We start from the raw sequence: 23,922 nt of genomic DNA, 5'->3' as shown, positions 1-23,922 counted from the left end.
TTCAGGGCCCGCACCTAGACGTCGTCCGCCTCCCGGGCCGTAGACCTCCGGTTCCACGCCCGCGGCGCACGCCAGTGGTACTTCATCGCCAGGAGCCGCAGCACGAAGGCCGTCACCACGGCCAGGGCCGAGGTGAAGGCGGTCAGCGCGTCGAAGCGGATGCAGAGCACGACCATACCCGCGCCGACCATGGCCGGAACCGCGTACAGGTCGCGGTCCCAACGCAGCAGCGAGGGGATCTCGTTGGCGAGCACGTCCCGCAGGACACCGCCGCCGACCGCGGTGGCCAGGCCGAGGGCCGCGGAGGCGGTCAGGTTAAGCCCGTACTCGTACGCCTTTATCGTCCCGGAGACCGCGAACAGGCCCAGGCCCGCCGCGTCGAAGACGTTCACGCCGGCCTGGATGCGCTCCACCTCCGGGTGCAGGAAGAACACCAGGAGCGCGGCGAGCAGCGGGGTGGAGAAGTACCCGAGGTCCGTGAAGGCCGCCGGGGGGACCGCCCCGATGACCAGGTCGCGGAAGAGCCCGCCGCCGAGCGCGGTGACCTCGGCGAGGACGGCGATGCCGAAGACGTCGAAGTTCTTGCGCACGGCCAGCAGCGCGCCGGAGATGGCGAAGACGAAGATGCCGATCAGGTCGAGCGTGTGCTGGACGGACGGGCTGAAGAGTTGCTCAAGCACCCTACATTCTTACCCACGACGGAGCCCCTGCCTTGCAATGCAAGGCAGGGGCTCCGTCACAGCGCTACTTCTCGTCGGACTTCGCGGTGTCCGACTTCGAGACCTCGACCGGGGCCGGCTCGGCGGGCTCGGCGGGCTCGGCGGCCGCAGTCTCCTCGACCGGTTCCGGCTCCGACGTCGCCTCGGAGGACGCCGACGTCGCTTCGGAGGACTCCGCCACAGCGGACTCCGCCGCCTTCGGCACCAGCTCCGCCGCCTCCTTCGCGACGCTCAGCAGCACCGTGTCCTGCGGCTGCTGGTCCTCGAAGTTCTCCGGGTGGTGGCAGGCGACCTGCTGGCCCGGCCGCAGCTGGAGCAGCGGCGGCTCGGTGGTCCCGCAGATCTCCGTGGCCTTCCAGCACCGGGTGTGGAAGCGGCAGCCGCTCGGCGGCGAGATCGGTGAGGGCACGTCGCCCTTGAGCAGGATGCGCTCGCTCTTGGCGCTCCTGCGCGCGGGGTCCGGGATCGGCACCGCCGACATCAGCGCCTTGGTGTACGGGTGCATCGGCGCCTTGTAGAGCAGGTCGCGGTCGGCCAGCTCGACGATCTTGCCGAGGTACATCACCGCGATCCGGTCCGAGACGTGCCGGACGACCGAGAGGTCGTGCGCGATGATCACGTACGTCAGGCCCAGTTCCTCCTGGAGGTCGTCCAGCAGGTTCACGACCTGGGCCTGGATCGACACGTCCAGCGCGGACACCGGCTCGTCGGCGACGACGAGTTTCGGGTTCAGCGCGAGCGCGCGGGCGATGCCGATGCGCTGGCGCTGGCCGCCGGAGAACTCGTGCGGGTAGCGGTTGTAGTGCTCGGGGCTCAGCCCGACAAGGCCGAGAAGGCGTTGGACCTCCTTCTTCACGCCTCCTTCGGGCTCGACGTGCTGGAGCCGGAAGGGCGCGGAAACGATGGAGCCGATGGTGTGCCGGGGGTTCAGCGAACCGTACGGGTCCTGGAAGATCATCTGGATGTCCCGCCGCAGCGGGCGCATCCCGGCCGTGTTGAGCCGCGTGATGTCCTTGCCCTGGAAGTGGATCGTGCCGCCCGTCGGATCCTGGAGCCGGGTGATCACCCGCCCCATCGTCGACTTGCCGCAGCCCGACTCGCCGACCACGCCCAGGGTCTCGCCCTTGCGCACCTCGAAGCCGATGCCGTCGACGGCCTTGACAGCGGCGACCTGGCGCTGGAAAACACCCTTGCGGATGGGAAAGTGCTTGATCAGGCCCTCGACCTTGAGCAGCACCTCGCGCTCGTCGGGAGCCGACGCCTGCGCCGGGACCGTCACGTCCGTCTTCTTCGTCTCACTCACAGCTTCGGCGCAATCTCTTCGGTCCAGATCCGCATACGGTCCTCGGGCGGGAGGTGGCAGGCGGAATGGTGTCCGGTGCCGGCCTGTTGCAGTTCGGGGCGCACCGTGCGGGTGACATCACCCTTCGGGACGTCCGCGTACGGACAGCGAGGATGAAAGGCACATCCGGAGGGGACGTTGATGAGGCTCGGCGGCTGGCCCTTGACCGGGATGAGCCGGTCGGAGGTCTCACGGTCGAGGCGGGGCATCGAGCCGAGCAGGCCCCAGGTGTACGGGTGCTGCGGCCGGTTGAAGACGCCCTCGACCGGGCCTCGCTCCACGCATCGGCCGCCGTACATGACCAGCACGTCGTCCGCGATCTCGGCGACCACACCGAGATCGTGGGTGATCAGGATGACCGCCGAGCCGAACTCCTTCTGCAGATCCCGGATCAGGTCGAGGATCTGCGCCTGGACGGTGACGTCGAGGGCGGTGGTCGGCTCGTCCGCGATGAGCAGTTCGGGGTTGTTGACCAGCGACATCGCGATCATCGCGCGCTGGCGCATACCGCCCGAGAACTCGTGCGGGTAGCCGTCGACGCGCTTGGCCGGCTCGGGGATACCGACCCGGTCGAGCATCTCGACCGCCCTCCGCCGCGCGACCTTCTTGTTGACGTCGTGGTGGACGCGGTACGCCTCCACGATCTGGCTGCCCACGGTGTAGTAAGGATGCATCGCGGACAGCGGGTCCTGGAAGATCATCGCCATCTCGCGGCCGCGCAGTCGGCGCACCTCGTCCGGGTCTGCGGAGACCAGTTCCTTGCCGTCGAGCCATATCTCGCCGGACATCCGGACGTTCTCGCCACGCGAGCCGAGCCGGTGCAGGCCCATGATGGCCAGCGAGGTGACGGACTTTCCGGAGCCGGACTCGCCCACGATGGAGAGGGTCCTGCCCTTCTCCAGCTGGAAGCTGAGCCCGTCGACGGACTTGACGAGACCGTCGTCGGTGCTGAAGTGCACCTTGAGGTCACGGACGTCGAGGAAGGCCGTGCGCGCCTCGCCGGAGGCCTTCACAGGCTCCCCGACGGCGGCACCGGTCTTGGACAGTTCGGTCACGAGAGCCTCACCCGCGGGTCGGCGGCGGCGTACAAGAGGTCCACCAGGAGATTTGCGATCACGACGAAGAAGGCGGCGAGCAGGGTGACGCCGAGAATCGGGGGCAGGTCGTTGTCCTGGATGGACTTCACGGCGTACTCGCCGATGCCGTGCAGCGAGAACACCGTCTCGGTGATCACCGCACCGCCCAGCAGCAGACCGAGGTCCATGCCGAAGACGGTGATGATCGGGGTCAACGCGGCCCGCAGTCCGTGCTTCACCACGACCTTCCGTTCACGCAGGCCCTTGGCGCGCGCCGTGCGGATGTAGTCCTCGCTCATCGTCTCCAGCATCCCGGAGCGGGTGAGCCGGGCGTAGATCGCGGAGTAGAGCAGGGCCAGCGAACACCACGCCGGGAAGAGCGTGTTGGCCCACTGCGACGGGTTCTCGGTGAAGGGGACGTAGCTACGGCCGAAGATCGGCCATTGGAAGGTGAAAAGCAGCAGTGCGAGGTTGCCCGTGAAGAACATGGGCAGCGAGACGCCGGCCAGCGCCACGCCCATGAAGGTACGGTCGAGGAACGAGCCCGGCTTGAGGGCGGAGATCACACCGGCCGTCACACCGGACAGCAGCCACAGCACGGCGGCACCGGCGGCCAGCGAGATCGTCACCGGCAGACGGTCCGTGAGCTGCGGCCAGACCTCGACGTGCGTCTTGAAGGAGTAGCCGAAGCAGGGCGCGTCACAGTGCGCGGTGCTCGGGCCGAGGTCGTACGTGGCGCCCGACACGATCCCCTTGATGAAATGCCAGAACTGGACGTGAACGGGCTGGTCCAGTCCGAGGTTGTGCTTGACCGCGGCGATGTCCGCGGCCGAGGGGTTCTTCCCGATGTACTGCTGGGCCAGCTGGTCGACGGTCTGGCCGGCGAGCCGCGGCAGCAGGAAGAAGATGGCGAAGGTGACCGCGGTGACGACCAGCAGCAGGATCACTGCCGCGATGGTCCGGCGGAGGATATACGAGATCACGGGGACCGGCGCTGGTGCCCGCGGGCAGCTGAGCCCGCGGGCACCAATGCCTTCACCTGCCTTCCGGGGCTACTTCTTGGTCGTGCCGATGTTGAGGTAGTCGTACTGACCGCTGAAGGCCGCCGTCGAGGTGAGGTTGGTGAAGTTGGACGGGCGGTACAGCAGGACCTTGAAGTAGGTCAGCGGGACGAGGGCCGCCTCCTCCATCGTCTTCTTGTCGATCTGCGTGTAGAGGCTGTTGCGCTCGGCGCCGTCCTCGGTGCCGATCGCCTTCTCCAGCAGCGAGTTGACGTCCGCGTTGTCGAGCTGCGACAGGTTGGTGTTTCCGGACTCACCGATCGCGTCACCGTGCAGGATCTGCTGCAGGAAGCCGTAGCCGGACGGCCAGTCGGAACCCCACTGCATCATGTGCAGACCGATGTTCTGCTTCTTGTTGAACGCCGGCACACCCACCGCGTCGGTGAAGTACTTGCCCGACGGGTACTGCTTCAGACTGGCGTTGATGCCGGCCTTCTTCAGCGAGTCGATGATCGCGGTGGCCGCGTCGATCTCCTGCGGCCGGTCGCTGCGCGCGGAGATGTTGGTGCTGATCGTCGTCTTCCCGCAGGCCTTCAGGTGCTCCTGGGCCTTGGCCACGTCGCCCTTGTTGCCGTCGGTGGCGTAGACGTCGGACTTCTCGAAGCCCGGGATGTCCGGCGGCAGCACGGTGGTGGCGATGTCGCCGCGGATCGGGCCGCCCTCGGCCGTCTGCACCGAGACCTTGTCGATCGCGTACTGCACGGCCTTACGGCACTCGATGTTGTCGAACGGCGCGACCTTGGTGTTGATCGCCAGGTAGACCAGTCGGCCACCGTAGGTGTTGTCGGTGCTGGCCTTCAGGTCGGAGCTGTTGACGACCTTCGCCTGCGTCGCGGCCTGGACACCGGTACCGCCGAGGTCGATGGCGGCGCCCGCCATGACGTCCTGGTCGATGGTCTCGGCGTTGACCTTCAGCTTGATGACGATCTTGTCCGGGTACTGCTTGCGCAGCGGGTCGGTCTTCGCGTCCCAGTTCTCGTTGCGGACGAGGACGACCTGCTTGCCCTCCTCGTAGCTCTCGAACTTGTAGGAGCCCGAGGACACGATCTTCTTGACGTAGTCGACGCCGGTGTCCTTGGCCTGCGGAACCGGAGCCGTCTGCGGCGTGGCGACCAGGTAGTCGAACTCCTGGAACGCGCGGTTGAGGTGGAAGACGACCGTGGTGTCGTCCGGGGTCTCGATCGACGCCAGGCCCTTGGCGTTCTTGTCCTTGTACGGGCCCTTGTACTTGTCGCCGCCGACGAGGAACTGCTGGAAGTAGTTCGGCCCGAGGGAGAGCACGTCACGCGCGAAGTTGGAACGCTCGACGGCGTACTTCACGTCCTTGGCCGTGATCGGCGTGCCGTCTTCGTACTTCAGGCCCGGACGCAGCTTGTAGGTCCAGGTCTTGCCGCCGTCGCCGGGCACACCGGGACCGGCCGCGAGGTCCGGGACCAGCTCGTTGCCCTTCTCGCCCGGGGCGGGATTGAAGGTCATCAGCGGACGGGCGTACAGCCGGCTGAAGTTGTACATGTAGGCGTAGTACGTGTTGCCGGGGTCGAAGGAGTCCGGGACGTCCGAGTACTCGTACGTGACCGTGCCACCCGTCTGGGTGGAGGCGTTGACGACGCCCGTCGTCGCCGCGTTGGCCCCGGCGCCCTTGCTCTTGTCGCCGTTGTCCTTGTCGTCATCGGCCTTGCTACAACCCGCGAGCACCAGGCTCACGCTACCGATTGCCGCCACCGCGGCCAGCGCTGACCTTCGCATGATGGTCTGCTTCCCCTCCATTGTTGGAAAACTTGATGTGCTCTCAGCGCGTCCGCAGGTCAGCGGCTGCGCGGGTCGAGAGCATCACGGAGTCCGTCGCCGAGCAGGTTGAACGCCAGGACGGTGACGAAGATGGCGAGGCCGGGCACGATCATGAACTGCGGGTCGACTTCGTAGTAGTTGACCGCCTCGCTGAGCATGCCGCCCCAGGACGCCTGCGGGGGCTGGATGCCGACGCCGAGGAAGCTCAGGCTGGCCTCGAAGAGAATGTTCGTCGGGATGAGCAGCGTCGAGTAGACGATGATCGGGCCGACCAGGTTCGGGAGCAGCTCCCGGAAGAGGATGTACGGCCCCTTGGCACCCAGGCCCCGGGAGGCGTCGACGAACTCACGCTCTCTCAGGGCCAGGGTCTGACCGCGGACGATACGGCCCAGATAGGGCCAGTTGAAGAAGCCGATGACGAAGATCAGCACGCAGATGTGCAGCGGCAGACCCTCCAGGCCGAAGGCACCGCCCTGCAGGGTCGCGGCGATGGCGATGGCGAACAGCAGCAGCGGGAAAGCGAGGAAGGTGTCCATCAGACGGCTGATGATCGTGTCCACCCGCCCCCCGTAGTAGCCGGCCACCACGCCGAGGACCGTGCCGATCGTGTTGGACAGGATCGTGGCGCCGAAGGCGACGACCAGCGACACCCAGGAGCCCTCCAGGATGCGGGTGGCGATGTCCCGCCCGAACTTGGGCTCGACGCCCAGCGGGTGGTCCGCGCTCATTCCGCCGAAGCCCCCGGTGGGCAGCGAGGTGTTGGGGTCGATCAGGTCCTGGTTGAAGGCGTTGGGGTCGAGACCGAACAAGGCCTGGATGGGACGGGACAGGACCGCGAGAAGCACCAGCAGGATGACGATGACGCCGCCGGCGACGGCGACCTTGTCCCTTTTGAACCGGGTCCAGGCGATCTGCCCAAGGGAGCGGCCCTCGATCTGCCCCTTGTCGGCGCCGACGAGCACAGCTTCCGGCTGTGCCTCGGATGCCGCCCCGGTGGTCTCGATCGGTGCGGTCACAAGTGCCCTACCCCTTCTCGGCCGGTGGTGTTCGGCCCACTCCTCCGCCGTTGTTCGGCGTGTGATGTTCCTGCCTGCGGTGCGATGGCCGTAGGTGATCCGGCTCGTGCACCGGGTCGACGCGCGGACGGGTATTCGCTCGCGAACCGGCACGGCCTGCACCTGACAGGCGAGTCTTCAACGCCTTGGCGATCACCCGCCAGATCTGCCGCAGAAAATATGCCTAACTGTGATGCCACGCTAGGGAATCCGTTATCCGAACAGTGAACACCGAGTTGTGCGCACCGACACCGGGCAGCGCCCGCCTCCTGCGGAGCGGCGCAGCCGCCGTCGCAGCCGCCGTCGCAGTCGCAGCGCGCCTCAGACACGCGTGGGGCGCGCACGACACTTGAGGGTCGCCCTTGCAAACTTGAGAGTCGCCCTGAGCTCCGGCTGCTGCGGCCCGCAAGCCGGAAACCCCGACCGGGCGTACGTCAAGCAGCTGTTCCTTCCGGCATCAGCTCCGTGATGCGCTGTCACCCGGCCGGGCCCGGCGGACCGAGACTGGGCGAGAAGGAACTCAAGAGGAATGCTTCAGGCGTTGGCAACGGCAACGGCAACGGCAACGGCAATCGTCAGGCCGGTTGCTGACGGAGGGTACGCCGATCAGCGGGAGTACGGCCCTGCTCAGTACGTGCCGTGCGCCGGAGGGTATCCGTAGCCCGCGGACGGGGCCGGCACCGCGTGGGCCTCACGGTCGTAGAACGGGCGCGCGTTGGCCCGCATCCACATCGCGACCGGGCAGTACTCGTCGGACATCGCCACCGTCGAGACGGGCAGCCCGTCCGGTACGGCACCGATGGACTGGTGCATCATCGCGCGCACCGAGTCCACGGCCGGCGGCGAGGCCTCGTACACGTCCAGGCCGATGGCGAGGTACGGGGCGCCGAACGCGGGCTGCACCCAGGCGCGGCGCAGGGTGCGCACGGCCGGGGTGCGATGGGCGTTCTGCGCGAGGAGGGCGTAGAACTGCGGGATCTCGATGCCGGGTTCGGCCAGCCGCAGCGGGCCGGCCGGCTGGCGGTCCAGGCCCGCCGCGATCCGGCGCAGATCGAGCCAGGGCACGCCGACGCCACCGCCGGGGGCGTGCGGGTTGAGCCAGAGGCCGTGGTGGTCGGGGTAGAGGGTGCGGGCGACGTCGAGGGCGTCGACGACCTCGTAGCTGCGGTTCCAGCCGCTGGCCGACAGCTCCTGGGCGGAGGTCACGCAGGGGGCGTAGGAGTGGCCTTCGACCTGCATGGTGCCGTACTGGGCGTCCGGGGAACCGGCCTGGCCGTGCCAGAGCAGCATCCAGACCTGGCCGGAGACGGGGGTCGCGAGGGCACGCAGGAGCGCCTCGTAGGCGTCGTAACGCCCCGGGGTGACCTGGCGCAGCGTGTGCTCGACCGTGCCGGTCGCGGCGGTGCCGCTCGCGCTCACTGTGTTACGCCCCTTCTTCCTCTGACCGGGTTATGAAACCAGGTTATGTCGTCCGGGGGGAGGACCGGGAGAGAGCTCGGTGGTCTGTGATCTCCTACTTCTGGAAGAACGGGCGCACCTTCTGCCGCATCCAGTCCGCCACCGGGTCCTGCGCCACGTCCAGCAGGACCAGGTTCACCGGCCACGGGACGGGGGCCTGGGCCAGGGCCCGGCCCAGGGCCTCGGTGGGCGCGGCGAGCAGGTCGCCCTCCAGCCGGGCGAGTTCGACGCCGACGAACAGCGCCGGGTCGGCCGTCTCGATCGCGGCCAGGCAGCGGCGGGCCGTGCGGACGACGCCGGTGGCGTCGAACTCGGCGGAGGCGGCGGCGAGGAAGTCGACGGGGTCGTCCTGCCAGTCGGGTTCGTACAGACGGACGCGGCCGCCGCCGGCCGGGCCGTCCAGCGGGGTGCGGCCGGACCGGCAGAGCTCGGCGACGGCGGCCGGCGGGAGCGGGACGCCGACCACGCCGCCGGGGTTCAGGGCGATGCCGGCCTGCGGGGGCAGGCCGCGGGCGAACTCCACGGCGGGGGCGACGGCGTAGGACATGTGCGGGCCCGCGCCCAGGCGGAACTGCTCCTCGGAGGAGAAGACCGGGACGTAGGCCTGGCCCTCGATCTCCAGGGTGGGCAGGTCGAGCTCTCCGCTGTCCGGGCCGCCGCCGGCCGGCAGCGGCACCCAGACGAAGCTGCGGCCGAGGACCTCGACGACGCGGGCGCCGGCCGACGGTACGCCGAGGGAGGCGGAGAGCACCTCCTCCAGTTCGTTGCCGGGCCATCCGCCGTGCGGATGGGGGTGCGCCTGCGCCGGGAAGTCCATCTGCTGCCTACCGCCTGCCGTGAACCTGCTGTGGCTGAGAAGGCTAACCCGTACGGGCGGCCCGCCTGTCGACGCGCAGGGCCGGGCAGCAGAGGCGGCCTCCCGGCCCGTGAAGCCGGTGTGCCGGCCCTTGAAGCCCGCCTCCCGGCCCGTGAAGCCGGTGTGCCGGCCCGTGAAGCCGGTTTGTCAGCCCGTGAAGCGGATCCGGCGCAGGGCGTCCGCCGCGTCCCGGTCGAGGAGGACGGCCGAGCCGCAGCCGCCGGGCAGTTCGCCGCGCTCGACACGGCGCAGCAGGCGCGCGGCGGCGCCGCGGTGGCGGCGGAAGGCGTAGCGCGAGACACCGCGGCCGCGCTCGCGCTGGCCGGCCAGGGCCTGCTCGGGGGTGACGTCGAGGAGCAGCAGATGCAGGGTGCCGCCGCGGCGGCGGGCCGCCCGGGACAGCCAGCCGCGCACCCAGGCCTGGGTGCCGCAGTCGTGCACGACGACGCCCCCGCCGGTGCGCAGGGCGCGGTGCAGTCCGGCGTAGTGGGCGAGGCGGACGAGCGGGCGGTAGACGGCGTACGGCAGGAAGCGGGGTGCGCGGGCGTCGAAGCGGTCGCGGGTGTCCTGGGAGTCGATGCGGGCGCCGGGCACGGTGCGCCGCATGAGGGTGGACTTGCCGCTGCCGGGCAGCCCGGTGATCACGACGAGGTCGGCGGGGCCGAAGTGCAGGGCGCGCGGGCTGCGGCCGGAGCGCTCGCGCAGGTCGCGGACGACGGGCGCGGAGTGTGCGGGGCAGGCGTCCCGGGCCGGGGCGCCGTGCTGTGCGGGCAGCGCGAGGGCCTGGCTCGTGGCGTACGGCGTGGTCCTGTCCACCGTGATCGTCCTCCCCTGGGGCGGGTCACGAGACCCTTGCCCATCGAGTGTAAAGAGACGGTAATGCGGTACGCCTCCGGATTTCGCGTGCGTACTGCCACAGCCCGGTTACAGATGCGGCCTGCCGTGCTCGGCCGATGCGTGCAATGATGGGCTCGCCAACTGCATACCGGCCGTTTGAATCCGCGCGGGAGAGTCCCCAGTCCGACTGGGGCGCCGAAGGAGCAAGTCCCTCCCTTGAATCTCTCAGGCCCCGTTACCGCGCGGGCGAGGCACATCTGAAAAGCGGGCCGCTGCCAGCAGTGGTCCCACCCAAGGTGCAAGCCATGTCCTTCCCCTGCGTCGTTGTACGTATGTGTACGGACGGTCATGGCGAACCTCTCAGGTTCCGATGACAGATGGGGAGGAATGACCTCGCCTGTCGTGTACTTGGGAGACGACCGACCGATGAGCAGTACCGAACTCCGGCTTACCGCGCTCGACGCCCTGCATCGCTCGCTGGGCGCGACGATGACCGATTTCGCCGGCTGGGACATGCCGCTGCGCTACGGCTCCGAACGCGACGAGCACAACGCCGTGCGCACCAGGGCCGGGCTCTTCGACCTCTCGCACATGGGCGAGATCACCGTCACCGGCCCTCAGGCCGCGGCTCTGCTGAACCACGCGCTCGTCGGCAACATCGCCGCGGTGGGTGTCGGCCGGGCCCGCTACACCATGATCTGCCGGGCCGACGGCGGCATCCTGGACGACCTGATCGTCTACCGGCTGGGCGAGACCGAGTACATGGTCGTCGCCAATGCCTCCAACGCTCAGGTGGTGCTGGACGCGCTGACCGAGCGCGCGGACGGCTTCGACGCCGAGGTCCGCGACGACCGTGACGCGTACGCGCTGATCGCCGTCCAGGGCCCGGAGTCCCCAGGCATCCTGAAGTCGCTGACGGACGCCGACCTGGACGGCCTGAAGTACTACGCCGGTCTGCCCGGCACGGTCGCGGGCGTCCCGGCGCTGATCGCGCGCACCGGCTACACCGGCGAGGACGGCTTCGAGCTGTTCGTGAAGCCGGAGCACGCCGTGCGGCTGTGGCAGGCGCTGACCGAGGCGGGCGAGGGCGTCGGTCTGATCCCGTGCGGTCTGTCCTGCCGGGACACGCTGCGCCTGGAGGCGGGCATGCCGCTGTACGGGCACGAGCTGACCACGTCGCTCACCCCCTTCGACGCCGGGCTCGGCCGCGTGGTCAAGTTCGAGAAGGAGGGCGACTTCGTCGGCCGCGAGGCGCTGGCCGAGGCCGCCGCCCGCGCGGAGCAGAACCCGCCGCGTGTGCTGGTCGGTCTGGTCGCCGAGGGCCGCCGGGTGCCGCGCGCCGGGTTCGCCGTGGTCGCGGGCGGCGAGGTGATCGGGGAGGTCACCTCCGGCGCCCCCTCCCCCACCCTGGGCAAGCCGATCGCCATGGCGTACGTCGACGCGGCGCACGCGGCGCCGGGCACCGAAGGTGTCGGTGTGGACATCCGGGGCAGCCACGAGCCGTACGAGATCGTGACGCTGCCCTTCTACAAGCGTCAGAAGTGACAGTTTCCTAGCACCGCCGCGGTGGCGTCGGGCACGTTCGCGCTGCTCACGCGCGCCCCCGGTGGTCCCCCTGCATCAGCATCATCTCGCCTACAGGAGAATTCAGGCCATGAGCAACCCCCAGAAGCTGCGCTACAGCAAGGAGCACGAGTGGCTGTCGGCCGCCGAGGACGGCGTGTCGACGGTCGGCATCACGGAGCACGCGGCGAACGCCCTCGGCGACGTCGTCTACGTCCAGCTCCCGGAGGTCGGTGACACGGTGACCGCGGGCCGGACCTGCGGCGAGCTGGAGTCCACCAAGTCGGTCAGCGAGCTCTACTCGCCGGTCAGCGGTGAGGTCACGGCGGTCAACCAGGACGTCGTGGACGACCCGGCGCTGGTGAACTCCGCCCCGTTCGAGGGCGGCTGGCTGTTCAAGGTCCGTGTCGCGGGCGAGCAGAAGAACCTGCTCTCCTCCGACGAGTACTCCGCCTTCATCGCCGGCTGAGGAGTCCCATGTCCGTTCTGAACACTCCCCTGCACGAGCTCGACCCGGAGGTCGCCGCGGCGGTCGACGCCGAGCTGGTGCGTCAGCAGTCCACGCTCGAGATGATCGCGTCGGAGAACTTCGCTCCGCTCGCCGTCATGGAGGCGCAGGGCTCGGTGCTGACCAACAAGTACGCCGAGGGCTACCCGGGCCGCCGCTACTACGGCGGCTGCGAGCACGTCGACGTCACCGAGCAGATCGCGATCGACCGGATCAAGGAGCTGTTCGGCGCCGAGTACGCCAATGTGCAGCCCCACTCCGGCGCCTCCGCGAACCAGGCCGCGCTGTTCGCGCTGGCCCAGCCCGGCGACACGATCCTCGGCCTGGACCTGGCGCACGGCGGTCACCTGACCCACGGCATGCGCCTGAACTTCTCGGGCAAGCAGTTCAACGTGGTCGCGTACCACGTGGACGACGCGGGTCTCGTGGACATGGCCGAGGTCGAGCGGCTCGCCAAGGAGCACCGCCCCAAGGTGATCATCGCGGGCTGGTCGGCGTACCCGCGCCAGCTGGACTTCGCGGAGTTCCGCCGGATCGCCGACGAGGTCGAGGCGTTCCTGTGGGTGGACATGGCGCACTTCGCGGGCCTGGTGGCCGCGGGTCTGCACCCGAACCCGGTCGAGCACGCGGACGTGGTCACCTCCACGACGCACAAGACGCTCGGCGGTCCGCGCGGCGGCATCATCCTGGCCAGGCAGGCGTTCGCCAAGAAGCTGAACTCGTCGGTCTTCCCCGGCTTCCAGGGCGGCCCGCTGGAGCATGTGATCGCGGCCAAGGCGGTCTCCTTCAAGGTCGCCGCGGGCGAGGAGTTCAAGGAGCGCCAGCGGCGTACGGTGGAAGGTGCCCGCATCCTCGCCGAGCGGCTGACGGCCCCCGACGCCCGTGAGGCGGGGGTGAACGTGCTGTCCGGCGGTACGGACGTGCACCTGCTCCTGGTCGACCTGCGCGAGTCGGAGCTGGACGGCCAGCAGGCCGAGGACCGTCTCCACGAGGTCGGCATCACGGTCAACCGCAACGCCGTCCCCAACGACCCGCGGCCGCCGATGGTGACCTCCGGTCTGCGGATCGGCACGCCCGCCCTCGCCACCCGCGGCTTCACGGCCGAGGACTTCGCCGAGGTCGCGGACGTGATCGCGCAGGCGCTGAAGCCGTCGTACGACGCTCAGGCGCTCAAGGCCCGGGTGACGGCACTCGCCGACAAGCACCCGCTGTACCCCGGCCTGAACAAGTAAGTCCCCGGCGGGGGCACCCGGCGATCCCGGGTGCCCCGCCACCCCCGTCCTGAGGAGTTCCCGTGGCCATCTCGGTCTTCGACCTGTTCTCGATCGGCATCGGCCCGTCCAGCTCCCACACGGTGGGCCCGATGCGTGCCGCGCGCATGTTCGCGCGCCGGCTGCGCAACGAGGGCCTGCTGCCCGCGGTCGCCTCCGTCCGCTGCGAGCTGTACGGCTCGCTGGGCGCGACCGGCCACGGCCACGGCACACCGAAGGCGGTGCTGCTCGGCCTGGAGGGCGACTCCCCGCGCACGGTGGACGTGGAGACCGCCGACGAGCGGGTCGAGTCGATCCGGTCGCGGGCCCGGCTGAACCTCCTCGGTGAGCACGAGATCGCCTTCCACTTCGACCGCGACCTCAAGCTGCACCGCCGCAAGGCCCTGCCGTACCACGCCAACGGCATGACGGTCCTGGCGTACGACGCCGCGGGCGAGGAGCTGCTGGCGAAGACCTACTACTCGGTCGGCGGCGGCTTCGTCGTGGACGAGGACGCGGTGGGCGCGGACCGCATCAAGCTCGACGACACGGTTCTGAAGTACCCCTTCCGCACGGGCGACGAGCTGCTGCGTCTGACGAAGGAGACCGGGCTGTCGATCTCCGCGCTGATGCTGGAGAACGAGCGCGCCTGGCGCAGCGAGGAGGAGATCCGCGAGGGGCTCCTCGACATCTGGCGGGTGATGCTGGCGTGCGTGTCGCGCGGTATGGCCCGCGAGGGCATCCTGCCGGGCGGTCTGAAGGTGAAGCGCCGGGCCGCGACGACCGCGCGCAAGCTGCGCTCCGAGGGCGATCCGCAGGCGCTCGCGATGGAGTGGATCACGCTCTACGCGATGGCGGTGAACGAGGAGAACGCGGCCGGCGGCCGGGTGGTCACCGCCCCGACGAACGGCGCGGCCGGCATCATCCCGGCCGTCCTGCACTACTACATCAACTTCGGGGCCGGTGCTGCCTCCGAAGGAGAGAAGGAAGAGGGCGTGGTCCGCTTCCTGCTCGCCGCGGGCGCGATCGGCATGCTGTTCAAGGAGAACGCCTCCATCTCCGGCGCCGAGGTGGGCTGCCAGGGCGAGGTGGGCTCCGCGTGCTCGATGGCCGCGGGCGCGCTGGCCGAGGTGCTCGGCGGCAGCCCCGAGCAGGTCGAGAACGCCGCCGAGATCGGCATGGAGCACAACCTCGGCCTGACCTGCGACCCGGTCGGCGGCCTGGTGCAGATCCCCTGCATCGAGCGCAACGGCATGGCCGCGGTCAAGGCGGTCACCGCCGCCCGTATGGCCATGCGGGGCGACGGCTCGCACAAGGTCTCGCTGGACAAGGTCATCAAGACCATGAAGGACACCGGCGCGGACATGTCGGTGAAGTACAAGGAGACCGCCCGGGGCGGGCTCGCGGTGAACATCATCGAGTGCTGAGCGGGATCTACCGGATGCAATAACAAGAGCCTTGTTAAACTCGAGCTCATGACTACGCCCCCAGCGCCCGGCGAAGGCCCCGTCCGGCCGGTCTCGGTCTCCCTCCACGAGGGCACCATCGCGGCCCTCAAGGCCCGAACCGGGAGGCGGGGGCTGTCCGCCTACGTCGAGGCCCTCATCCAGCGTCAGTTGGAACGCGACCGGCTGCGGGAACTGATCGAGGACGCGGAGGCCGAACACGGCCCCGTGGACCAGGCCGCGGTCGAGGCCAAGCGAACACTCCTGCGCGGTGACGCGGCGGAATCGGCGGACGCCGCGTGACCGGCACCCTCGTTCTGGACTGCGAGGGCCTGTCCAAGCTGGTGCGACGCGCGCCCGAACTCACGGAGTGGCTGGCCGCGGCCGAGGCCGAGGACATCCGCGTCGTCGCCAACTCCGTCACCCTTGTAGAAGCTCGCAACCCCAAGACCGTCCAAGCCCGCTTCGACTACGCCGTCTCGCGCATCAACATCATCCCGCCCACCGAAGCCATCGCGCGGCACGCGAGCAGACTCCTCGCCACGGCCGGGCTGCACGGCCACAAATACGCCCTGGACGCGATTGTCGCCGCCACCGCCCTGGCCTCCCCCTCACCGGTGACGCTGCTGACGTCGGACCCGGAGGATCTGCGCGTCCTGTGCGGCGCCGGCGTCCGGGTGGTGAAGACCTGACGCCGGCCTCGGCGCGCTCCGCAAAGCTCGGGCACCTCCCGCAGGGAGTCGGGAGTTACTGCGAAAGCCGCACGACGATCTTGCCGGTGTGCGCGTTCGAGTCCATCAGCCGGTGGGCGTCCGGTACGCGGTCCAGGCCGTCGAAGACCTCCCCGACCACCGGGCGCAGGGTGCCGTCCGTGAGCCCCGAGCCGATGTAGTGGGCCGTACGGCGGCGGCCCTCGGCGGTGCCGGTGAGGGCGAAGTTGTTGTAGCCGAGGACGGTCAGGGGCCACTGCATGGGCAGCTGGATCGGCTGCTGGTTCAGCCAGCCGTAGCTGATCAGGGTGCCGTCCTCCACGGCGGCCCCGCCCAGCGCTGCGAACTCCGCGCCGCCGATGGCGTCCAGGACGATCTCGGCGCCGCGACCGCCGGTCAGCCGCCTGGTCTCCTTGACGACGTCCTCGTCGCCGGAGACGATCACGTGCTCTGCGCCCAGGTCGAGCAGATCGCGCCGCTTGGCCTCGGTGCGGGTGGTGACGACCGGCACCGCGCCGGCCCGGCGGACCACCTGGATCGCGGCGGTGCCGACCCCGCTGGACGCGCCGGTGATCAGCACATGGTCGCCCGCCTTCATCCCCGCGCGCTCGACGAGGGCGCCGTACGCCGTCGAGTACGTCAGCCAGACCGAGGCCCCGGTGACCGCGTCCACCCCCGTGGGACGCGGTACGACGGCGCTGTCGGGCAGCAGGACGAGGTCGCCGTAGACCCCTTGGGTGCTCAGCTCGTGGTTGGCGGCCGCCAGCACGAGGTCGCCCGGCGCGAAGGCGGTCACCTGAGGGCCGACCGCCGCCACCACGCCCGCGGCCTCGTAGCCGTTGCGGGAGCCCGGCAGGGTCGGCTGGTAGAAGTAGCCGCCCGAGCGGAAGAGGGACTCGGCCCGGTTCAGGGCCAGCGCCTCGACGCGGACCAGGACCTCACCGGGACCCGGGTCGGGCAGCTCGATCTGCTCGACGCCGAGCACCTCGGGTCCGCCGATCTCATGAAAAAGCACTGCATGTGCGGTAGTTGACATGCCGTCAACGCTAGGCAGCGGTCCCACGGCCGGACCATGCCCGACTGTCTCGGTTTCCTGTCCGATCGTCTCCGCCCCGGGCCGGCGCCCCGGGGCGCGGGTAGCGTGGCGGTCATGGACGTGCTCAGCGACGCGGTCGCCGCGATGCGCACCGGCCGGCCGCACTCCGGGCTGCGCGACAAGTACGCCCCCTGGGGGCTGCGGTTCCAGGCCGCGGACGGGGCCGGGTTCCATGTGCTGCTGCGCGGAACGGCCTGGCTGGTGCCCTCGCGGGGCGAGCCCGTCCGGCTCGGTCCGGGCGACGTGGTGTTCCTCGCGCACGGGCGCGGGCACGTGATCGCCTCGTCCCTCGACGCGGAGCCGGAGGAGGTGGGACTGGAGTCGGACGGCGGCTGGCCCGCGATGCACACCCCGTCCCGGGACTCCACGCCCGACGCCGTCCTGCTGTGCGGCGCCTACCTGCTGGACCGCAGCCGCGCGCATCCGCTGCTGACCGAGCTGCCCGAGGTGGTCCATCTGCCCGCGCGAGACGGCGCCGACGGCCCCCTGCACACGGCGATCGAGCTGCTGCGCGCTGAACTCTCCGCACCGCAGCCGGGCTCGGACACCATCGTCAGCATGCTCCTGGACACCCTGCTGCTCTACATCCTGCGCGCCTGGTGGCAGCGCGCGGGCAGGGAGAGCGCCGGGCACCCCACCGGCTGGGCCGCCGCCCTCGCCGACCCGGGCATCACCGCGGCCCTGCGCGCCCTGCACGCCGACCCGGCCCATCCGTGGACCGTCGGCGAACTCGGCCTGCGGGCGGGCCTGTCCCGCGCGGCCTTCTCCCGCCGGTTCACCGCGCTGGTGGGCCAGCCGCCGCTGACGTATCTGACCTGGTGGCGCATGACGACGGCCGGCCGGCTCCTGCGCGAGGACGACACCCCGCTCCGGCTGGTCGCCCAGCGCACGGGCTACACCTCGGAGTTCGCCTTCGCCAAGGCGTTCAAACGGGAGTTCGGGGTGGCGCCGGGGCAGTACCGGCGGCGGGCGTCCTGAGCCACGCTGACGTCCGGCCGGCAGCCGCTAGCCGCTAGCCGTCGAACCATGCCACGAGCCGCACGTTGTCGTCGCCGTACAGCCCGGCGAGCGTGCGCATCACGGCCCACACGGGGAGCCAGGCGTCCTTCTCCAGCACCACCTCGCGCCGGGTCAGGGCATCCTCGTCCTCCGACCTGACGTCCCAGTCGACGCTCCGCAGCTCGGCCCAGGTGAACCACGAGGCACTGCGCCAGGCGTCCACGGCCGCCCGGGTCGGTGTGGCCGCGTCCTCGGGCATGCCCCGGTCGGGGAACAGCGGCTCGAAGTCGTACACCTCGCGCACACCGAAGAGACAGCCGAAGGAGGCGTGGTCACGGGCGAGGAAGAGCAGGTCGAGACTGATGGCGCAGTCCCACTCGTCGTCCGGGTACTCCCAGGCGCCGCCCCCCGTGCGGCACTCCACGCGACCGCTGATGTCGGTTCCCATACGCCGTATCCTGACCGCCGAAAGGGCGCCCGGCCAGGTATTTTCCCCTGGCAGAGCGCCCTTTCGAGGCACGCGTCACTTGTTCAGGTGCGCCCAGAACTCGTCGAACGACAGCAGCTTGTCGCCGTTCAGGTCGCGGCTGGCGATGATGGCCTCGGCGACGGACTCGGTCACGTTCCAGTCGCCCTGCTGAGCCAGGGCGGTCTTGAACTCGGCCGCGGTGATCTGACCGTCGCCGTCTGTGTCGATGCGGTCGAACTGCTTGCGTGCTTCTTCGATGTCGGCCACCGATCCGCCCCTCTTCGTCATACCTTGCCGTCGTACCTGTCGTACGGACGCAGGTCAGACTAACTGTCCGCGCGAGCAGCGAGTGCGGCGACCACCGGTAGGCACCCGCGCTCCGCCCGATCATGTGTGCGACGGTATGGCCCTGCGGCCGATGGGGACTCAAGGAGCACAGGTGGAGAGCTTGCGGGACATTCTCGACGCGGCCGCGCGCGGGGAGTTCCCGCCGCCGGACGGCCGGACCACGGTCGTGCCCCAGCCCTCGCCCCGGGACGCCGGTGTGATGGCGTTCACGGCCCACTCCGTCGTGTTCACCGACGAGGACCCGCGATGGGTGTACGACACCCTGCGCGCACTCGACTGCGACCCCCTCGCCGCGACGATGAACCCGCGGTTCCTTGCGGCGTTGCTGGAGCGCACGGGCCGCACGACCGAGTGCGTCGACGCGGTGCTGGTGGCCGCCCCGCTGCCGGGTGAGGCCCCGCTGCCGCTGAAGGAGATCTCCGACCCCCGCCATCCGCGCATCGCCTACGCCCGGGTGCGGCGGGACGACGTGCGCGCCTGGACGGCCCAGGGCGGCGTGCTGGTGACGGGCCGGGGAGTCGCCGGGCGGCTGGAGGTGTCGGTGGAGATCGACGAGGACGCCCGGCACCGGGGCCTGGGCCGGGAGCTGGTGGCGGCCGCCCGGCACCTCGTCGACGAACCGCTGTGGGCGCAGGTCGCGCCGGGGAACGCCCGCAGCGCGCGGGCGTTCCAGGCGGCCGGTTACCGGCAGGTGGGCGCGGAGGCGCTGCTGCGCACCCGGTAGCGGGTCAGTGCCACGCCTCGAAGTGCGGGTTGCTCTCGCAGCCGCTCATGATCTCGACCTTGGTGGTCTTGTCCACCGGGCAGACGCCGACGATGTACTTCCGGTCGACGCCGCCGGGGAAGGCGACCTCCAGCTGGTCGGCCCACTTGTGGGTGTCGCCGATGGTCCTGTTGACGTCGATGCCGCCCGGGGCGTCGATGTAGTAGTTCCAGCCGGACTTCCACCACTTCTTGTACAGGTCGTGGTCGTAGGTGGTGGAGACGTACGGCGAGGGCTGGTTGACCAGGACGTACTTCTCCAGGTCGTACTGCCCGTCGATGACGTCCTTGGGCTGGAAGCCCACCTCGAAGACGACCGACGGGGCGCGGCCGTCCGCGCGGTAGAGCGTGCCGCAGGTGGTGCGCCAAAGCGGCTCCGGGGTGATGCGGGCGGGGTCGACCCGGCGGTCGGCGGCGGCCGTGAGCCGGTCCTCGTACTGGACGGGACAGTCGGCCGGGACGGGGGCGGCCGAGGAGACGGCGGCCGAGGAGGCGGCGGGCCGGGTGGCCGTCTCCGGGGCGGTGGCGGCCGAGGTCGCGAGGACGGCCGAGAGGGACAGGACGGCGGCTGTGGCCCGCCGCCGCAGGCGAGTGGTGATCATGGGCAGCACGATCGCGGTTCCGGGACCGCGAGCTGTGGATCCTCACTCGTCCGGCGGCGAGTCAGCCGTCCCGTCGCCGTGGGGTGTTCAACGGAAGATGCCGGTGTGCCCGAGGGAGTAGCGGCCCGGCTGCGGGTACACCGCGAGGCCGTGCGGCCCGCTGCCCACCTTGATCCGGGCGAGCTGGGCGCCGTTGCCGGTGTCGATGGCGTACACCTCGGCGTTGTAGCGCCCGGACAGCCACAGCACCTTGCCGTCGGCGGAGACGCCGCCCATGTCGGGGCTGCCGCCGCCGGGCAGACGCCACTTCTTGGTGACCTCGCGCCGGGCGAAGTCGAAGACGGAGATCGTGCCCTCGCCCCGGTTGGAGACATACATCTCGCGCGAGTCCCGGCTGACGTAGAGACCGTGGGTGCCCTTGCCGGTGGGCAGCAGGGTCGGCGTGGTGAACCTGTCCCCGTCGAGCACCCACATGCCGTCGGCCATCATGTCGGCGACGTAGAAGGTCCTGCCGTCGGGGGAGATCTTCACGTCCTGCGGCATGGCGCCCTCGAAGGGGAGCTTCTGCTGCCCGATCACCTTCATCTTCTCGGTGTCCACCTTGAGCAGCTCGCCGCTGAACTCGCAGGAGACGATGAAGTATTTGCCGTCCATGGAGAAGTCGGCGTGGTTGACGCCGTAGCAGGTGACCGGCTCGGTCCTGATCGCCTCCATGGTGTGCGGGTCGCGGAAGACGAGCTCGCGGTCCAGGGAGGCCATGACGACGGCGTACCTGCCGTTGGGGGTGAAGTAGAGGTTGTAGGGGTCGTGGACCTCGACCGGCTTGCCCGCCTTCCCGGTCCTCGGGTCGATCGGGGTGAGAGTGTGGCCGCGGTTGTTGTTGACCCAGAGCGTCTTCATGTCCCAGGAGGGCACGACGTGCTGCGGCTGCCGGCCCACGCGGATGGTCTCGATGATCTCGTACGTCGCCGGGTCGATCACCGAGACGGTGTCGGACTCGGTGTTGGGGACGTAGACCCGGGAGGGGAAGTCCTTGACGACCGGGGAGAGCCGGTTCGGCCGGTCGGCCGCGTAGACGTCCTTCGGGTCGAGCACGGGCGGCATCCCCGGCAGACCCTGGACGACAGGCTGCCTCTTCTTCGCGGGCGCGGGCACGGCCGCGGTCTCGGTCGGGTGCCCGCCGTCGCCGTCCTCGCTCCCGATGCCGCAGGCGGCGACGGCGGCGAGGGCGAGGAGCGCGGCGGCGGCGCGGAAGCCGCGGGCCAGGGCGGGGGCGGGCAGGGTGTTTCGGCGCATCAGCTGAGCAACTCCGTGGTGGTGACCGCGCGCAGACCACGGCGGTCGAGTTCGTCCAGTACGGCGGGGAGGGCGGCGACGGTGTCGGTGTATCCGAAGTGCAGGCTCACCACGGAGCCGCCCCGGACGGAGCCGAGCACGGTACGGGCGACCGCGGGGCCGCCGGGCCCGGTGAAGTCGAGCGAGTCGACGTCGTACGACAGCACGTGCGGATAGCCGGCCCGGCGGGCCAGCCGTTCCACGAGCGGCGAGGCCCGCGCGGCGCGGGAGGGGCGGAACCAGGTCCCGATCGAGCCGGTCAGCCGCTTCAGCCGGTCGGCGCAGCCCGTGATCTCGGCCAGGGCCTCGGCCTCGGGCATCGCGTTGATGTCGAGATGGCGCAGGGTGTGGTTGCCCAGCTCGTGCCCGCCGTCCAGCGCGCGCCGGGCCAGTGCGGGGTGTTCGTCCAGCCAGGTCCCGACGGCCAGCACGGTGACACGGGCGTCGTGCCGTTCGGCCTCGTCGAGCAGGGCCGCGGCGGTGGCGGGGTCGCCGTTGCCGTGGAAGGTGAGGGCGACGCGGGACCGGTCGCGGGGACCGTGAGCGATCTGCGCCGGCTGGGCGGGGAAGCGGCGGGGGCCGGCGGCGGTGGGCGGGGAGGCCTGCGGGTTCCGCAGGTCCCGCGGACTCTGCGCGTCACCCGGACTCTGCGGATTCCGCCGTTTCTGCGGGTGCTGCGGGCTCTGCGGGTTCTGTGGGTGCTGCGGGTTCTGTGGCGTCGGCGGCGCCGGGGGCGTGGCGGAGCAGCCCGAGCCGAACGCGGCGGCGGTGGCGGCGAGCCCGGCGGCGGTACGAAGGGCCGAGCGACGGTCGGCGGAGGTCACGAGGACCATTTAACGGAGAGTCAGTCCGGAATCGGGTGATTGGTCCGTTCGACGGTCCGGCCCGCCGCGCTCAGCGGTCGGTGACCCTCATCTCGAACCATGTGGTCTTGCCGCGCGGCAGCAGATCGACGCCCCAGCGGTCGGCCAGCTTGTCGACGAGGAACAGCCCCCGCCCGCTGATGTCCATCTCCTGGACCGGCATCAGACAGGGCAGCCCGCGGGAGGGATCGCGCACCTCGACCCTGATCCAGCCGCGCCGCCGGTGCATCCGGAGCCCGAACACCCGGGCACCGGTGTGCCGCACGGCGTTGCCCACGAGCTCCGACACGAGTAACACCGCGTCCTCGGTGAGCTTCGGGGTGAGTCCCCAGTGCCGCAGCACGACGACCTGGGCCAGTCGGCGGGCCGTCGCCGCGGACTCCGGGCGGGACGGCAGCGGGACTTCCCTCTCCGTCGGGTTGCCGAACAACTCCAGCGCCTTGAGCGCTCGTTCGTCCTCGACCGCAGGCGACCAGCGCGCCGCCGTCGCACGGCTGTGTCCCCGCGGCTGATCGATGCCCTCCAGCCCCGCCATGACCCCATCATGGCCGCCCGCAACGGTCCGCGGGGCCGTTCCGGAGGAATGCGCCCCCCGGAAGCCACCATTCCACTGGAATCGATCGGCATATGCCAAGGGTAGTTCGGAGACCGTCACGACCCCTGCGAACTGCGAGGACAGCCCGTCCGGCGGCAAGGAACGGCCCCCCTCGACGAGGCCGGCTTAAGGTTGCCTTAAGGCTTCCACAATCCGCCCCATCGAGGGACCCCGGATCAGACACCCCGTCAATTGCAAGAGGAAGACGGGGATTCACACCGTCCTCAGAGGAACTTCGCCTTGCCCGGCCCCTCTTCCACGAAGCTGCGCATGCCCCGCTCGCGGTCCTCGGTGGCGAACAGCCCGGCGAACCAGTTGCGCTCCACGGTCAGGCCGGTGTCGATGTCGGACTCCAGCCCCACGTCGATCGACTCCTTGGCCGCGCGCAGCGCCAGCGCCGGTCCCTGGGCGAGCCTGGCCGCCCAGGCGTGCGCCTCGGTGTAGACGTCGGCGGCGGGCACGATCCGGTCGACCAGCCCCAGCGTCAGGGCCTCGTCGGCCCTGACCATACGGCCGGTGAAGATGAGGTCCTTGGCCTTGGAGGGGCCGATCAGCCGGGACAGCCGCTGGGTGCCGCCGGCGCCCGGGATCAGGCCGAGCAGGATCTCCGGCTGGCCCAGCTTGGCGTTGTCCGCCGCGATGCGGAAGTCGGCGCACAGCGCGAGCTCGCAGCCGCCGCCGAGGGCGTAGCCGGTGACGGCGGCGACGACCGGCTTGGGGATGCGGGCCACCGCGGTGAAGGAGTCCTGGAGGGCCTTGGCGCGCAGGACCATCGCGGTGTGGTCCATGGCCTGCATCTCCTTGATGTCCGCGCCCGCCGCGAACACCTTCTCGCCGCCGTAGATCACGACCGCGCGCACGTCGTCGCGGCGGGTGGCCTCCTCGGCGAGTTCCTTGAGCCGGTCCTGCGTGGCGATGTCCAGCGCGTTCATCGGCGGGCGGTCCAGGCGCAGCGTGCCGACGCCCTCGGCAACTTCGAGATTCACGGTCATGGAGGCAGGTTAACGGGGGCTAACCGCAACCGCGCCGGTGCGGTCGATCACACCGGCCGGGGGTCCGGGGGTCGCCCCCGGGCAGGCACAGCACGGTGGCTAACCGCAACCGCGCCGGTGCGGTCGATCACACCGGCCGGGGGCCCGGGGGTCGCCCCCGGGCAGGCACAGCACGGTGGCTAACCGCAACCGC

25 protein-coding genes and 1 riboswitch are annotated in these 23,922 nt (G+C 70.4%); of the genes, 8 read left to right on the top strand and 17 right to left on the bottom strand.

Going from position 1 to position 23,922, the window contains the following annotated elements; all coding sequences use genetic code 11:
• Nucleotides 1-14 precede the first annotated feature (14 nt).
• From ABZZ79_RS33255 to ABZZ79_RS33215, 9 genes are all read right to left on the bottom strand, one after another.
• Nucleotides 15-680, bottom strand: a complete 666-nt coding sequence (locus tag ABZZ79_RS33255; RefSeq protein ID WP_356695214.1) for a trimeric intracellular cation channel family protein — start codon at nt 678-680, stop codon at nt 15-17.
• A gap of 64 nt (nt 681-744) precedes the next feature.
• Nucleotides 745-2,022 carry a dipeptide ABC transporter ATP-binding protein gene (locus ABZZ79_RS33250; RefSeq protein ID WP_356695212.1) on the bottom strand — a complete coding sequence of 426 codons (1,278 nt, stop codon included), beginning with the start codon at nt 2,020-2,022 and terminating at the stop codon, nt 745-747.
• Nucleotides 2,019-3,116 (bottom strand): ABC transporter ATP-binding protein, encoded by a 1,098-nt coding sequence (locus ABZZ79_RS33245; protein WP_356695210.1) that lies wholly within the window; start codon nt 3,114-3,116, stop codon nt 2,019-2,021. The genes ABZZ79_RS33250 and ABZZ79_RS33245 overlap by 4 nt, the downstream gene beginning before the upstream one ends.
• Complete coding sequence (locus ABZZ79_RS33240; protein ID WP_356695208.1) at nt 3,113-4,120, bottom strand: ABC transporter permease; 1,008 nt, start codon at nt 4,118-4,120, stop codon at nt 3,113-3,115. Before ABZZ79_RS33240 ends, ABZZ79_RS33245 begins: the two co-directional genes overlap by 4 nt.
• A 69-nt stretch (nt 4,121-4,189) precedes the next feature.
• On the bottom strand, nt 4,190-5,965 hold the full coding sequence (locus ABZZ79_RS33235; protein ID WP_356695206.1) for an ABC transporter substrate-binding protein: 1,776 nt from the start codon (nt 5,963-5,965) through the stop codon (nt 4,190-4,192).
• A 38-nt stretch (nt 5,966-6,003) separates the two neighbouring features.
• Nucleotides 6,004-7,002, bottom strand: coding sequence for an ABC transporter permease (locus ABZZ79_RS33230; protein WP_356695204.1), 999 nt, complete (start codon nt 7,000-7,002; stop codon nt 6,004-6,006).
• Between the two features lie 666 nt (nt 7,003-7,668).
• Nucleotides 7,669-8,460: an enhanced serine sensitivity protein SseB C-terminal domain-containing protein gene (locus ABZZ79_RS33225; RefSeq protein ID WP_356695202.1), complete on the bottom strand. Its 792-nt coding sequence runs from the start codon at nt 8,458-8,460 to the stop codon at nt 7,669-7,671.
• A gap of 94 nt (nt 8,461-8,554) precedes the next feature.
• The gene (locus ABZZ79_RS33220) at nt 8,555-9,316 is read right to left on the bottom strand and encodes an enhanced serine sensitivity protein SseB (protein WP_356695200.1); all 762 of its coding nucleotides are present in this window, start codon (nt 9,314-9,316) and stop codon (nt 8,555-8,557) included.
• A gap of 186 nt (nt 9,317-9,502) precedes the next feature.
• Nucleotides 9,503-10,177, bottom strand: a complete 675-nt coding sequence (locus tag ABZZ79_RS33215; RefSeq protein WP_356695282.1) for an AAA family ATPase — start codon at nt 10,175-10,177, stop codon at nt 9,503-9,505.
• A gap of 172 nt (nt 10,178-10,349) precedes the next feature.
• A riboswitch (glycine riboswitch) is annotated at nt 10,350-10,443 on the top strand.
• A 175-nt stretch (nt 10,444-10,618) separates the two neighbouring features.
• Between ABZZ79_RS33215 and gcvT the strand changes: the two genes are divergently transcribed.
• The 6 genes from gcvT (at nt 10,619) to ABZZ79_RS33185 (ending at nt 15,650) form a co-directional block, all read left to right on the top strand.
• On the top strand, nt 10,619-11,737 hold the full coding sequence (gene gcvT / locus ABZZ79_RS33210) for a glycine cleavage system aminomethyltransferase GcvT (protein ID WP_356695198.1): 1,119 nt from the start codon (nt 10,619-10,621) through the stop codon (nt 11,735-11,737).
• A 109-nt stretch (nt 11,738-11,846) separates the two neighbouring features.
• A complete protein-coding gene (gene gcvH / locus ABZZ79_RS33205; protein ID WP_356695196.1) occupies nt 11,847-12,224 on the top strand; it encodes a glycine cleavage system protein GcvH in 378 nt (125 codons plus the stop codon).
• An 8-nt stretch (nt 12,225-12,232) separates the two neighbouring features.
• Nucleotides 12,233-13,495 (top strand): serine hydroxymethyltransferase, encoded by a 1,263-nt coding sequence (gene glyA / locus ABZZ79_RS33200; RefSeq protein WP_356695194.1) that lies wholly within the window; start codon nt 12,233-12,235, stop codon nt 13,493-13,495.
• Nucleotides 13,496-13,557: 62 nt separating this feature from the next.
• Complete coding sequence (locus ABZZ79_RS33195) at nt 13,558-14,940, top strand: L-serine ammonia-lyase (protein ID WP_356695191.1); 1,383 nt, start codon at nt 13,558-13,560, stop codon at nt 14,938-14,940.
• A gap of 48 nt (nt 14,941-14,988) precedes the next feature.
• Complete coding sequence (locus ABZZ79_RS33190) at nt 14,989-15,261, top strand: hypothetical protein (protein ID WP_356695189.1); 273 nt, start codon at nt 14,989-14,991, stop codon at nt 15,259-15,261.
• Nucleotides 15,258-15,650, top strand: coding sequence for a PIN domain-containing protein (locus tag ABZZ79_RS33185; protein ID WP_356695187.1), 393 nt, complete (start codon nt 15,258-15,260; stop codon nt 15,648-15,650). Before ABZZ79_RS33190 ends, ABZZ79_RS33185 begins: the two co-directional genes overlap by 4 nt.
• Before the next feature lie 55 nt (nt 15,651-15,705).
• On the opposite strand, the gene ABZZ79_RS33180 is transcribed toward ABZZ79_RS33185, so the two are convergent.
• Complete coding sequence (locus tag ABZZ79_RS33180; RefSeq protein ID WP_356695185.1) at nt 15,706-16,704, bottom strand: zinc-dependent alcohol dehydrogenase family protein; 999 nt, start codon at nt 16,702-16,704, stop codon at nt 15,706-15,708.
• A 114-nt stretch (nt 16,705-16,818) separates the two neighbouring features.
• On the opposite strand from ABZZ79_RS33180, the gene ABZZ79_RS33175 reads away from it, so the two are divergent.
• On the top strand, nt 16,819-17,742 hold the full coding sequence (locus ABZZ79_RS33175) for an AraC family transcriptional regulator (RefSeq protein WP_356695183.1): 924 nt from the start codon (nt 16,819-16,821) through the stop codon (nt 17,740-17,742).
• A gap of 34 nt (nt 17,743-17,776) precedes the next feature.
• On the opposite strand, the gene ABZZ79_RS33170 is transcribed toward ABZZ79_RS33175, so the two are convergent.
• Both ABZZ79_RS33170 and ABZZ79_RS33165 read right to left on the bottom strand, forming a co-directional pair.
• Nucleotides 17,777-18,211, bottom strand: a complete 435-nt coding sequence (locus ABZZ79_RS33170) for a hypothetical protein (protein ID WP_356695181.1) — start codon at nt 18,209-18,211, stop codon at nt 17,777-17,779.
• A gap of 75 nt (nt 18,212-18,286) precedes the next feature.
• Entirely contained in the window at nt 18,287-18,499 is a 213-nt protein-coding gene (locus ABZZ79_RS33165; protein ID WP_356695280.1) for an EF-hand domain-containing protein, read from the bottom strand.
• Between the two features lie 172 nt (nt 18,500-18,671).
• Here ABZZ79_RS33165 and ABZZ79_RS33160 point away from each other — a divergent pair, with 172 nt between their 5' ends.
• Nucleotides 18,672-19,304, top strand: a complete 633-nt coding sequence (locus ABZZ79_RS33160) for a GNAT family N-acetyltransferase (RefSeq protein WP_356695179.1) — start codon at nt 18,672-18,674, stop codon at nt 19,302-19,304.
• Between the two features lie 4 nt (nt 19,305-19,308).
• Here ABZZ79_RS33160 and ABZZ79_RS33155 read toward each other — a convergent pair whose 3' ends face one another.
• From ABZZ79_RS33155 to ABZZ79_RS33135, 5 genes are all read right to left on the bottom strand, one after another.
• Nucleotides 19,309-19,944: an ADP-ribosyltransferase gene (locus ABZZ79_RS33155; protein WP_356695177.1), complete on the bottom strand. Its 636-nt coding sequence runs from the start codon at nt 19,942-19,944 to the stop codon at nt 19,309-19,311.
• An 87-nt stretch (nt 19,945-20,031) separates the two neighbouring features.
• On the bottom strand, nt 20,032-21,240 hold the full coding sequence (locus tag ABZZ79_RS33150; protein WP_356695175.1) for a hypothetical protein: 1,209 nt from the start codon (nt 21,238-21,240) through the stop codon (nt 20,032-20,034).
• The gene (locus ABZZ79_RS33145) at nt 21,240-22,112 is read right to left on the bottom strand and encodes a polysaccharide deacetylase family protein (protein WP_356695173.1); all 873 of its coding nucleotides are present in this window, start codon (nt 22,110-22,112) and stop codon (nt 21,240-21,242) included. Before ABZZ79_RS33145 ends, ABZZ79_RS33150 begins: the two co-directional genes overlap by 1 nt.
• 61 nt (nt 22,113-22,173) lie before the next feature.
• The gene (locus ABZZ79_RS33140; RefSeq protein ID WP_356695171.1) at nt 22,174-22,677 is read right to left on the bottom strand and encodes an ATP-binding protein; all 504 of its coding nucleotides are present in this window, start codon (nt 22,675-22,677) and stop codon (nt 22,174-22,176) included.
• A gap of 284 nt (nt 22,678-22,961) precedes the next feature.
• Nucleotides 22,962-23,729, bottom strand: a complete 768-nt coding sequence (locus ABZZ79_RS33135; RefSeq protein WP_356695169.1) for an enoyl-CoA hydratase-related protein — start codon at nt 23,727-23,729, stop codon at nt 22,962-22,964.
• Nucleotides 23,730-23,922: the final 193 nt, after the last annotated feature.

The organism is Streptomyces sp. NPDC006458 (genome assembly GCF_040612135.1).
Lineage (GTDB): Bacteria > Actinomycetota > Actinomycetes > Streptomycetales > Streptomycetaceae > Streptomyces.
Note: the sequence above shows the minus strand (reverse complement) of the source record. Positions and strands in the feature narration are given on the sequence as shown.